We start from the raw sequence: 13,436 nt of genomic DNA, 5'->3' as shown, positions 1-13,436 counted from the left end.
TCGCCGAGAGCGTGACCTTCCACGCTCCCCGGATCCCGATCGTCTCGACGCTGGACCAGGACGCCGACCTGACGACCCCCGAGTACTGGGTGCGTCACGTCCGCGAGGCGGTCCGCTTCGCCGACGCCGTCGGCGCGCTGGAGGGCGAAGGCGTCCGCACGTTCCTGGAGCTGGGTCCGGACGGCACCCTGTCCGCGCTTGGCCAGGACTGCGCCACCGCCGCTGACGTCGCGTTCGCGCCGGTCCTGCGGGCGGAGCGTCCGGAGGTTCGCACGCTGACCACGGCGCTCGCGCAGGCCCACGTGCGCGGGGTGACCGTCGACTGGACGGCGTTCTACGCCGGCACCGGTGCCCGGCGCGTCGACCTGCCCACGTACGCCTTCCAGCGCCAGCGCTACTGGCCGCGGACACCGCTGCTGGCGGCGGGTGACGTGACGTCGATCGGCCTCGGCGCGACCGGGCACCCGCTGCTCGGCGCCAGCGTCGAACTGCCTGACGCCGACGGCGTGGTGTTCACCGGCCGTCTGTCGGTGCAGTCGCACCCGTGGCTGGCCGACCACGCCGTGATGGGCTCGATCCTGCTGCCGGGCACCGCCTTCGTCGAGCTGGCGATCCGGGCCGGTGACGGCGTCGGCTGCTCGGTGCTGGAGGAGCTGACGCTGGAGGCGCCGCTCGTTCTGCCCGAGCGTGGCGGTGTCCAGCTGCGACTGGCGCTGGGCGCGGCGGACGAGTCCGGCCGCCGTCCGCTGACCGTGCACTCGCGGCTGGAGGACGCGCTCGCCGAGGACGCGTGGACCCGGCACGCCACCGGCGTGCTCGCGCCCGCCGTCAACGTCGAGCCGGCGTTCGAGCTGACCGAGTGGCCGCCCATCGGCGCGGTCGAGGTCGACGTGACGGACCTCTACGAGCGCCTGGCCGCCGCCGGCTTCGGCTACGGCCCGGTGTTCCAGGGCCTGCGCGCCGCCTGGCGTCACGACGGCGACGTCTACGCCGAGCTCCGCCTCCCGGAGGCCGCGCAGGAGGAGGCCGCCCTCTACGGTCTGCACCCGGCACTGCTGGACTCCGCACTGCACGCCCTCGGCCTGGACATCACCGGACCGGCGGGCGCTGAGACGCCGCGTCAGGCGCGCATTCCGTTCGCGTGGAACGGCGTGACCCTGTACGCCACCGGCGCCGGCGCATTGCGGCTGCGGCTCTCGGAGCGCAGCCAGGACGCCGCCGCGCTGCTGCTGGCCGACGAGGCCGGCCGACCGGTCGCCGTCGTCGAGTCGCTGGTCTCCCGCGAGGTCTCCGACAGCCAGGTGCGCAGCGCCCGCGGTGGGTTCGTGGAGTCGCTGTTCCGGGTGGAGTGGGTCGCGCTGCCGGTGTCGGCTGCACCGGCCGGCCGCTGGGCCGCGCTGGGTACCGACCAGTCGGCCGTCGCCGGAGGCGGCACCCCGGTCTTCGCCGATCTGGCCGCGCTGGGTGCGGCCGTCGACGGCGGACTGGCCGTCCCCGACGCGGTGTTCCTGACCCTTGGCGCCAACAGTGACGCTGAGGCCGCTGACTCGGCCGCGGCGGTCAGGGCCGCGCTGCACGGCGCGCTCGCGGTGGTCCAGGCGTGGCTGGCGGACGACCGGTTCGCCGCATCCCGCTTGGTCCTGGTGACCCGTGGCGCGGTCGAGGCCGATGAGAACGGCCTTGCCGACCTCACCCACGCCCCGGTCTGGGGCCTGGTCCGCGCCGCCCAGGGGGAGAACCCCGACCGGCTGGTGCTGCTGGACATCGACGGCGGGGACTTCTCCCGTGAGGCCCTGTCGGCCGCGCTCAGTGCGGGCGAGCCCGAACTGGCCGTCCGTGGCGGCGCCCTGCGCGCACCCCGACTGGCCCGGGTCTCCGCCGCCGTCGAGTCGGTGCCGGTGTTCGACGCCGAGGGTACGGTGCTGGTGACCGGTGCGTCCGGGATGCTGGGCGGACTGGTCGCCCGGCACCTGGTGGTCGAGCACGGGGCACGGAGCCTGCTGCTGGTGTCGCGGCGTGGCGCGGATGCGCCCGGCGCGGCGGAACTGGTCGCTGAGCTGGTCGAGTTGGGTGCGGATGTCACGGTCGCGGCGTGTGATGTGGCGGACCGTGCGGCGCTGGCCGGGCTGCTGGCGGAGCACCGGGTCTCGGGTGTGGTGCACACCGCCGGTGTGCTGGACGACGGGATCGTCTCCTCGCTCACGCCCGGGCGCTTGGACTCCGTGCTGCGTCCCAAGCTGGATGCCGCGCTCAACCTGCACGAACTCACCTCGGACCTCTCCGCGTTCGTCCTCTTCTCCTCGGCCGCCGGCACGCTGAGCAGCCCCGGTCAGGGCAACTACGCCGCCGCGAACGTCTTCCTGGACGCGCTGGCGCGGCAGCGCCGAGCCCAGGGCCTCGCCGCCACCTCGCTCGCCTGGGGCCCGTGGGCCGACAGCAGCGGCATGGTCGGCAGCCTGGACGAGCTCGACGTCCAGCGGATGAGCCGCGGCGGCATCCACGGGCTCTCCTCGACCGAGGGCCTGACCCTGCTCGACGCCGCCACCGCGACGGGTGAGGCAGCGCTGGTGCCGATGCGCTTGGACATCGCCGCACTGCGGGCCCAAGCCGCCGCGGGCACCCTGCCCACCCTGCTGCGCGGGCTGGTCCGGGTCCCGGCCCGTCGGGTCGCGCGGGCCGGCTCGGCGGCGGGTGGCTCGGAGCTGACCGGACGTCTCCTGGCGCTCCCGGCAGGCGAGCGCGAGGCCGCGCTGCTGGACCTGGTGTGCGGTCGTGTGGCCGCCGTTCTCGGCTACGCCGACGCGAGTGCGGTCGAGTCCGGGCGGGCGTTCAAGGAGCTCGGCTTCGACTCGCTGACCGCTGTCGAGCTGCGCAACGAGCTCAACGGTGCGACCGGTCTGCGGCTGCCCGCGACGCTGGTCTTCGACTACCCGAGCCCGCTGGCGCTGGCCGCGTTCCTGCTCGCCGAGCTGCTGGGCGACGCCACGGACGCCGCCGCGACCGGCCCGGCCGTCGCCGTGGCGGTCGACGAGCCGATCGCGATCGTCGGCATGGCCTGCCGCTACCCCGGTGGTGTGGAGTCGCCCGAGGACCTGTGGCGGCTGGTGTCGTCCGGATCGGACGCGGTCTCCGGCTTCCCGACCGGCCGTGGCTGGGATCTGGACGGGCTTTACCACCCGGACCCTGACCACCAGGGCACCACCTACGCCCGCGAGGGCGGGTTCCTGCACGACGCGGGCCTGTTCGATCCGGAGTTCTTCGGGATCTCGCCGCGTGAGGCGCTGGCGATGGACCCGCAGCAGCGGCTGCTGCTGGAGACCTCCTGGGAGGCCATCGAGCGCGCGGGCATCGACCCGGCCAGTCTCAAGGGCAGCCGGACCGGCGTCTTCGCGGGTGTGATGTACCACGACTACGCCACCGGGATCAGCGAGCTTCCGGACGGGGTCGAGGGCTACCTGGGCACCGGTGTGTCCGGCTCCATCGCCTCCGGGCGCGTCGCCTACACCTTCGGGCTGGAGGGCCCGGCAGTCACCGTCGACACCGCGTGCTCGTCCTCGCTGGTCGCGCTGCACTGGGCGGTGCAGGCCCTGCGCAACGGCGAATGCACGATGGCCCTCGCGGGCGGTGTGACTGTGATGGCCACACCCGAGACCTTCGTGGATTTCAGCCGCCAGCGCGGTCTGTCCGTCGACGGGCGCTGCAAGGCGTTCTCCGCCGACGCGGACGGAACCGGTTGGGGTGAGGGCGTCGGCATGCTGCTCGTGGAGCGGCTGTCGGATGCTCGGCGCAACGGTCACCCGGTCTTGGCTGTGGTGCGTGGCAGTGCGGTGAACCAGGATGGTGCGAGCAACGGTCTGACGGCTCCCAACGGTCCGTCGCAGCAGCGGGTGATCCGGCAGGCGCTGGCGAACGCCGGCCTGACCGTCGACGAGATCGATGCGGTCGAGGCCCATGGCACCGGGACGCCGCTGGGCGACCCGATCGAGGCGCAGGCGCTGCTGGCCACCTACGGCCGCGACCGCTCTGCGGATGAGCCCCTGTGGCTCGGTTCGCTGAAGTCGAACATCGGGCACACCCAGGCGGCGGCGGGTGTCGGCGGCATCATCAAGATGGTGACGGCGATGCGCAATGGTGTGCTGCCGCAGACTCTGCACGTCACCGAGCCGTCGCCGAGGGTGGATTGGGCCTCGGGCGCGGTCGAGCTGCTGACGGAGCAGCGCGAGTGGCCCGAGACCGGCCGTCCGCGTCGTGCGGCGGTGTCGTCCTTCGGTATCAGCGGGACCAACGCGCACACGATCCTGGAGTACGCGCCGGTCGAGCCGGCGGCCGTGGCGGAGGCCGTGGTTGTCCCGGCTGTGCCGCTGGTGCTGTCGGCGAAGAGTGAGGCGGCGCTGCCGGGCCAGGCGGCGCGGCTGCTGGCGCTGCTGGGCGAGCGGCCGGAAGTCGGTCTGCTGGACGTGGGCCACGCGTTGGTGGCGTCTCGGGCCGGGTTCGAGCATCGTGCGGTGGTGGTCGCGGGTGACCGCGGCGGTGCGGTGCGTGGGCTTGAGGCGTTGGCTTCGGGTGGTGTGGCGTCCGAGGTCGTGCGTGGTGTGGCGGGTTCTGCGGGGAAGGTGGCGTTTGTCTTCCCGGGGCAGGGTTCGCAGTGGGCTGCGATGGCGGTTGAGCTGCTGGACTCCTCGGTGGTGTTCGCGGAGCGGATGGCCGAGTGCGCGGCCGCGTTGGCGCCGTTCGCCGAGGATTGGTCGCTGCTGGACATTGTGCGCGGTGAGATGGGTGAGGGCTGGTTGGAGCGCGTCGACGTCGTGCAGCCGGTGTTGTGGGCGGTGATGGTCTCCCTGGCGGAGGTCTGGCGTGCGGCGGTGTGCGTCCGGCGGCGGTGGTGGGTCATTCGCAGGGTGAGATCGCTGCTGCGGTGGTGGCGGGTGCGCTGTCGCTGGAGGACGGCGCGCGGGTGGTGGCGTTGCGCAGTCGGGCGATCGCCGGTGGCTTGGCGGGGCTTGGTGGCATGGTGTCCGTGGCGCTTCCGGTCGGGCAGGTGCGTGAGCGCCTGACGGTGTGGGGCGAGGACCGGATCTCGGTCGCGGCAGTGAACGGGCCGGCTTCCGTGGTGGTCTCCGGCGAACCGACCGCTCTGGAGGAGCTGGTGGCCTCGTGTGAGGCCGACGGTGTCCGTGCGCGTCGGGTTCCCGTGGACTACGCGTCGCACTCCGCCCAGGTCGAGTCGATCCGCGAGGAGCTCCTCGCGACCCTGGCGGGCATCGAACCGCGCGCCGGTGACGTGTCACTGCTGTCCACCGTGACGGGCGAGTTGATCGACGGCTCCGGGATGGATGCGGAGTACTGGTACACCAACCTCCGTACCACGGTGCAGTTCGAGAACGCCGTTCGCGCTCTGGTCGAGGACGGCTTCGGGACGTTCGTCGAGGTGAGTGCCCACCCGGTGCTCGCCATGGCGGTCCAGGAGGGCATTGATGCCACCGGTCGCGAGGCGGTCGCGTTCGGCACGCTGCGCCGTAACGAGGGCGGTCTGGAGCGGCTGTTCGCCTCGCTCGCCGAGGCCCATGTCCGTGGCATCCGCGTGGACTGGCAGTCCTTCCTCACCAACGAGGGTGGTCGTCGGGTCGACCTACCCACCTACGCCTTCAACCGCGAGCGCTACTGGCTGGAGTCGGACGGAACCGTCGCGGCGGTCGCAGCCCCGGTCGACGCGGTCGACGCCCGCTTCTGGGAGGCGGTCGAGAGCGGCGACCTGGAGGCGCTCTCCGCCACCCTCGATCTGGACGGGGACCAGCCGCTGAGTTCGGTGCTGCCCGCGCTCTCGGCCTGGCGCCGGCAGAGCCGCGAGCAGTCCACCGTCGACGGTTGGCGTTACCGCGACAGCTGGAAGCCGGTCACCGAGGTCGCTTCGGGCACGCTGTCGGGGACCTGGCTGGTCGTGACCCCGGCGGGTAGCGCCGAGGACCCGGCCGTGTCGGGCACGCTGACCATGCTGGCCGGGCGGGGCGTGGACGTCCGCCAGGTCGAGCTGGATGTCGCCGACCGTGGCGCGCTGGCCGAGCAGGTGGGCGCTGCGGTGGATGCCGCCGCCGCCGTCTCCGGCGTGCTGTGGCTGCCGATGGCCGACCAGGATCCGGCGTCCACCGCAACCCTGGTGCAGGCGCTGGGTGATGCGGGTATCGACGCGCCGCTGTGGTGCGTGACGCGTGGCGCGGTGTCGACGGGCCGCTCGGACCGGCTGATGGATCCCGCCCAGGCACGTGTGTGGGGTCTGGGCCGGGTGGTGGCGCTGGAGCATCCGGAGCGTTGGGGTGGTCTGGTCGACCTCCCGGAGACGATCGATGATCGTGTGCTGTCTCGCTTGGCGGGCGTGCTGGCCGGGGTTGCGGGTGAGGATCAGGTCGCGGTCCGGGCGTCGGGTGTGTTCGGTCGTCGTCTGGTGCGGGCGTCGCGCGGGGAGGCGGTCGAGTGGCGGCCGTCCGGCACGGTGCTGGTGACCGGTGGTACGGGTGCGCTGGGTGCGGAGGTGGCGCGTTGGCTGGTGCGCAACGGCGCTGAGAGTCTGGTGCTGACGAGTCGTCGTGGGCTGGACGCGCCTGGCGCGGTCGAGCTGCGGGACGAGCTGGCCGCCGAGGGTGTGAGCGTGACGGTCGCGGCGTGCGATGCGGCCGACCGTGAGGCGCTGGCCGCGCTGCTGGCCGAGTACCCGGTGTCGGCGGTGTTCCACACGGCCGGTGTGGTTGGACGACGGTGTGGTGGACGGGCAGACGGCGGAGCGTTTCGCCGCGGTGGCCCGTCCCAAGGTGGACGCTGCGCGCAATCTGCACGAACTCACCAAGGACCTCTCGGCGTTCGTGCTGTTCTCCTCGATGGCGGGTTCGGTCGGCAGTGCCGGGCAGTCCAACTACGCCGCCGCCAACGCGTTCCTGGACGCGCTGGCCGAGCAGCGCCGGGCCGACGGCCTGGCTGCCACCTCGATCGCCTGGGGTGCCTGGGCCGAAGCGGGCCTGGCGACCGAAGAGGTGGTCGCTGACCGGCTGCGTCGCGACGGCGTGGTCGGCATGACCCCGGCACTCGCCATCACGGCGATGCAGCAGGCCCTGGACCACGGCGACGCCGCTCTGACGATCGCCGACGTCGACTGGGACCGGCTCGCCGCCGAGTTCGCCGCCGTCCGTCCGAGCCGCCTCTTCGACGAGATCCCCGAGGTCCAGCGGCTCCGTTCGGCGGCCGCCGAGTCCCGGACCGAGGGCGCTACGGCTGACGGGGCCTCCTCGCTGGCCCTGCGCCTCGCGGGGCTGTCGCAGGTCGAGCAGGGTCGCGCGCTGTTGGACCTGGTGCGCGCCCAGGTGGCGGCGGTGCTGGGCTACTCCGACGCGACGGCGGTCGAGGGCGGTCGGGCGTTCAAGGAGCTGGGCTTCGACTCGCTGACCGCGGTCGACCTGCGCAACCGGATGAACGCCGCGACCGGCCTGAAGCTGCCGGCGACGCTGGTCTTCGACTACCCGTCGGCCACGGCGCTGGCCGACCACCTGCGCACCGAGCTGCTCGGCCGGGACACCTCCGGCGCGACGCCGGCCGCGGTCACCGTCGTGGCGGACGACGAGCCGATCGCCATCGTCGCGATGAGCTGCCGTTTCCCCGGCGGGGTGACCTCGCCCGAGGAGCTGTGGCAGCTGCTCGTCTCGGGCGGCGACGCGGTCGTGGACTTCCCGACCGACCGCGGCTGGGACCTCGACTCCCTCTTCGACGACGACCCCGACCAGCTCGGCAAGGTCTACACCCGCAAGGGCGCGTTCCTCCAGGACGCGACCCGGTTCGACTCCGCGTTCTTCGGCATCAGCCCGCGTGAAGCGACCACCATGGACCCGCAGCAGCGTCTGCTGCTGGAGACCTCGTGGGAGGTGTTCGAGCGGGCGGGCATCGACCCGGTCTCGCTGCGGGGCAGCCAGTCCGGCGTCTTCATCGGCACCAACGGCCAGGACTACATCTCGCTCCTGGCCGACGGGCAGGAGGGGATCGAGGGCCACCGGCTCACCGGTACGGCGACGAGTGTGATCTCCGGTCGGCTGTCGTACACGTTCGGGCTTGAGGGTCCGGCGGTCTCTGTCGACACCGCGTGCTCGGCGTCGTTGGTGGCGCTGCACATGGCGGTGCAGGCGCTGCGCAACGGCGAGTGTTCGCTGGCGCTGGCCGGTGGCGTGACGGTGATGTCCACGCCGGACCTGTTCGTCGAGTTCAGCCGCCAGCGTGGTCTGTCGGCGGACGGTCGCTGCAAGGCGTTCGCGGGTGCCGCGGACGGGACCGGCTGGGGCGAGGGCGCGGGCATGCTGCTCGTCGAGCGCCTTTCGGACGCGCAGCGCAACGGCCACCCGGTCCTCGCGGTGGTGCGCGGCAGTGCGGTGAACCAGGACGGTGCGAGCAACGGTCTGACGGCGCCGAACGGTCCGTCGCAACAGCGGGTCATCCGTCAGGCGCTGGGCTCGGCCGGGCTGACGGCGGACCAGGTCGACGCCGTCGAGGCGCACGGCACCGGCACCCGCCTCGGCGACCCGATCGAGGCCCAGGCCCTGCTCGCCACCTACGGTCAGCAGCGCTCGGGGGACCGGCCTTTGCTGCTCGGCGCGCTGAAGTCGAACATCGGGCACACGCAGGCGGCTGCGGGTGTGGCCGGTGTGATCAAGATGGTCATGGCGATGCGGCACGGTGTGCTGCCGAAGACGCTGCACGTGGACGAGCCGACGCCGCACGTCGACTGGTCGGCGGGCGCGGTGGAGCTGCTGACGGAGGCCACGGCGTGGCCGGAGACCGGCGCGCCGCGCCGGGTCGGCGTGTCGGCCTTCGGTGTGAGCGGGACCAACGCACACACGATCCTGGAGCAGGCTCCGGAGATCGCCGAGGAGCCGACCGCCGAGTCCTCGGTCGCGCCGTCGGTACTGCCAGTGCTGCTGTCGGCGAAGAACGACGCCGCGCTTCAGGCCCAGGCGCAGGAACTGCTCTCCCGCGTCGAGGTCGACGCCGAGCTGGGGCTCGCGGACCTGGGCTACTCGCTGGCGACGACGCGCGCGGCCTTCGAGCAGCGCGCCGCGATCGTCGCGGGTGAGCGGGCGGAGTTGCTGGCCGGACTGGCGGCTCTGGCCGCCGGTCAGTCGGCGGCGGGCGTGGTGCGCGGTTCCGTGACGGAGGGCCGGACGGCCTTCCTGTTCACGGGTCAGGGGAGCCAGCGAGCCGGGATGGGCCGTGAGCTGTACGAGGCTTTCCCGGTGTTCGCGGACGCGCTGGACGAGGTGTTCGCTCACCTGGACCAGCACCTGGACCGCCCGCTACGCGAGGTGGTCTTTGCGGGTGTGCGGATCGACGAGACGGCGTACACGCAGCCGGCACTCTTCGCGATCGAGTTGGCCCTGTTCCGCCTGATCGAGTCCCGTGGAATGCGTCCGGACTTCCTGGCGGGTCACTCCATTGGTGAGATCGCGGCCGCGCACGTGGCGGGCGTGCTGTCGCTGGGCGATGCGGCGAAGCTGGTTGCCGCTCGTGGTGGGTTGATGCAGGCGCTGCCTTCGGGTGGCGCGATGGCGGCGGTGCAGGCGTCCGAGGACGAGGTACTGCCGCTGCTCACCGATGAGGTGGCGATCGCGGCCGTGAACGGCCCGACGTCGGTGGTGCTTTCGGGTGCCGAGGCGGCGGTGCTGGAGGTGTCCGAGCAGTTGGCTGCGCAGGGTCGCAAGACCAAGCGGCTGACGGTCAGCCATGCGTTCCACTCGCCTTTGATGGACCCGATGCTGGACGAGTTCCGCACGGTGGTCGAGGGGCTGGAGTTCCACGCTCCGAAGATCCCGATCGTTTCCACTCTCGACCAGAACGCAGACATCACCTCGCCCGAGTACTGGGTGCGCCATGTCCGTGAAGCGGTCCGCTTCCGCGAGGCCATCGTGGCGCTGGAGGCCGAGGGTGTTCGCACGTTCATGGAGCTCGGTCCGGACGGTGTGCTCGCCGCGATGGGCCAGGACTGCGCCACCGCCGAGGACGTCGCGTTCGCGTCGGTGCTGCGGGCCGACCGCCCGGAGGTCCGCACGCTGACCACGGCGCTTGCGCAAGCCCACGTGCGCGGGGTCGCGGTGGACTGGACGGCCGTCTTCGCGGAGACCGGTGGCCGCAGGATCGACCTGCCCACCTACCCCTTCCAGCGCGAGCACTACTGGCCCGAGCGGCTGCCCGTCGGCACGGGCGATGTCACGGCTGTCGGCCTCACCGTGGCCGGACATCCGCTGCTCGGCGCGGCGGTCTCGCTCGCCGCGGCGGACGGGTTCCTGTTCACCGGCCGCCTGTCGGTGCGGTCGCACCCGTGGCTGGCTGACCACGCCGTGATGGGCTCGATCCTGCTGCCGGGAACCGCCTTCGTCGAACTGGCCGTGCGGGCCGGCGACCAGGTCGGCTGCTCGGTGCTGGAGGAGCTGACGCTGGAAGCGCCGCTCGTCCTTCCGGAGCACGGCGCGGTGCACGTGCAGCTCTCTGTGGAGGCAGCCGACGAGTCGGGCCGCCGCGCGGTGAGCCTGCACTCGCGGCCGGAGGACGCGGTCGCTGGGGGAGACGCGTGGACCCGGCACGCCACCGGCGTGCTCGCGCCCGCCGTGAACGTCGAGCCGGCGTTCGAACTGGCCGAGTGGCCGCCGGCCGGCGCGGTCGAGGTCGACGTGACGGACCTCTACGAGCGCCTGGCCGCTGCCGGATTCGGTTACGGTCCGGTCTTCCAGGGCCTGCGCGCCGCCTGGCGCCTGGGCGAGGACGTCTGTGCGGAGGTCCGCCTGCCGGAGGCCGCGCACGGCGACGCCGCGCTGTTCGGCTTGCACCCGGCGCTGCTCGACGCCGCGCTGCACGCGGTCGGCATCGGCGACATGCTGGACGAGAACGGCGGCGGGCGACTGCCGTTCGCCTGGAACGGCGTGACCCTGCACGCGGCCGGAGCGGCGGCGGTGCGGGTGCGGATGTCCCCGGCAGGCCGTGACACGGTCTCGCTGGTGCTCGCCGACGAGTCGGGCCGGCCGGTGGCCTCGGTCGACTCGCTGGCGATGCGTGAGGTCTCCGAGGAGCAGGTGCGGGCGGCCCGCGGCGGGTTCGCCGAGTCGCTGTTCCGCGTGGACTGGGTCGGGCTGCCCGTCCCGTCGGCCTCGGTCGGGGGCTGGGCGGTGCTGTGCGAGGACGCGTTCGGCCCGGGCGCGGAGGCCTTCGCCGACCTGGGCGCGCTGGCTGCGGCCGTGGACGGCGGCCTGGCCGCACCCGACACGGTGCTGCTCGCCTTGGACACCGTCGACGCTACCGACACCGCAGACCTCGCCGTATCGGTCCGGTCCGTTCTCGGCGATGCGCTGGCTTTGGTCCAGTCCTGGCTGGCAGACGACCGATTCGCCGCATCTCGCCTGGTCCTGGTGACCCGTGGCGCGGTGGCCGTCGACGAGGCCGAGCTGCTGGACCTGACGCACGCTCCGGTGTGGGGTCTGCTGCGCTCCGCGCAGTCCGAGAACCCGGGCCGGTTCGTCCTGCTGGATCTGGACGGCGAGGACGCCTCGCTCCGCGCCCTGCCCGGGGCCGTGGCCTCCGGGGAGCTGGAGCTGGCGATCCGCGCGGGTGAGGTCCGGGTGCCGCGACTGGCGCGCGTGGCTGCGGTCGCCAATGCGGCCCCGGTGTTCGACGCCGAGGGTACGGTGCTGGTGACCGGTGCGTCGGGCATGCTGGGTGCGCTCGTGGCGCGGCATCTGGTGGTCGAGCACGGGGTGCGGAGCCTGCTGCTGGTGTCGCGGCGTGGCGCGGACGCGCCCGGCGCGGCGGAACTCGTGGCTGAGCTGGTCGGCTTGGGTGCGGATGTCACGGTCGCGGCGTGCGATGTGGCGGACCGTGCGGCGCTGGCCGGGTTGCTGGCGGAGCAGCGGGTTTCCGGTGTGGTGCACACGGCCGGTGTGCTGGACGACGGGATCGTCTCCTCGCTCACGCCCGAGCGCTTGGACGCGGTGCTGCGTCCCAAGCTGGACGCGGCGCTCAACCTGCACGAACTCACGTCGGACCTCTCGGCGTTCGTCCTGTTCTCCTCGGCTGCCGGCACCTTCGGCGGTCTCGGTCAGGGCAACTACGCCGCCGCGAACGTCTTCCTGGACGCGCTGGCGCGGCAGCGCCGGGCTCAGGGCCTTCCGGCCGTCTCCCTTGCCTGGGGCGCCTGGGCGAACGGCGGCATGATCGGCAGCCTCGCCGAGGTCGACGTCCAGCGGATGAGCCGCGGCGGCGTCCAGGGCATGTCTGCCGAGGAGGGCCTGGCGCTCTTCGACGCTGCCTGCGCTGCGGGCGACGCCATGCTCGTGCCGATGCGGCTCGACCTTGCCGCACTGCGCGCTGAGGCCGCGGCAGGCACCCTGCCGCCGCTGCTGCGCGGACTGGTGCGAGGACCGGCGCGTCGCGCCGTCGAGGCCGGTCGGTCGGGAACGGCCGCCGGTTCGTCCCTGGTGTGGACGCTGAGCGCGCTGCCGGTGGGGGAGCGCGAGGCTGCGCTGCTGGACCTGGTGTGTGGTCGGGTGGCGGCGGTGCTGGGCTACGCGGACGCGTCGGCGGTCGAGTCCGGGCGGGCGTTCAAGGAGCTGGGCTTCGACTCGTTGACCGCCGTGGAGCTGCGCAACGAGCTCAACGGTGCGACCGGTCTGCGGCTGCCCGCGACGCTGGTCTTCGACTACCCGACCCCCGGCGCGCTGGCCGCGTTCCTGCGCACCGAGCTGCTGGGTGACGAGTCACAGACGGTGGTGACCACCTCGGTTACTGCCACGTCGGACGAGCCGATCGCGATCGTCGGCATGGCCTGCCGCTACCCCGGTGGTGTGGAGTCGCCCGAGGACCTGTGGCGGCTGGTGTCGTCCGGATCGGACGCGGTCTCCGGCTTCCCCCGCCGGTCGCGGCTGGGATCTGGAGGGCCTTTACCACCCGGACCCTGACCACCAGGGCACCTCGTATGTCCGTGAGGGCGGGTTCCTGCACGACGCGGGCCTGTTCGACCCGGCGTTCTTCGGCATCTCGCCGCGTGAGGCGCTGGCGATGGACCCGCAGCAGCGGCTGCTGCTGGAGACCTCCTGGGAGGCGATCGAGCGGGCGGGCATCGACCCGGGCACGCTGCGCGGCAGCCGTACGGGCGTCTTCGCCGGTGTGATGTACCACGACTACGCAGCGGGCGTGACGGATCTGCCCGACGGTGTCGAGGGGCACCTCGGCACCGGTGTGTCCGGCAGCATCACCTCGGGCCGGGTCGCCTACACCCTGGGCCTGGAGGGCCCGGCGGTCACGGTCGACACGGCGTGCTCCTCGTCGCTGGTTGCGCTGCACTGGGCGATCCAGTCGCTCCGTAACGGCGAGTGCACGATGGCCCTGGCGGGCGGTGTGGCGATCATGTCCACCCCCGAGGT

General features: G+C 72.9%; 1 pseudogene. It reads left to right on the top strand.

Annotation, left to right across the window (positions count from 1 at the left end):
* Window positions 1-13,436: pseudogene (locus tag TR49_RS46055) on the top strand (type I polyketide synthase); the annotation flags it as partial.

The sequence above is a fragment of the Streptacidiphilus melanogenes genome (assembly GCF_000787835.1).
Lineage (GTDB): Bacteria > Actinomycetota > Actinomycetes > Streptomycetales > Streptomycetaceae > Streptacidiphilus > Streptacidiphilus melanogenes.
The sequence above is the reverse complement of the archived record's forward strand: the minus strand, read 5'-3'. Positions and strand labels throughout refer to the sequence as shown.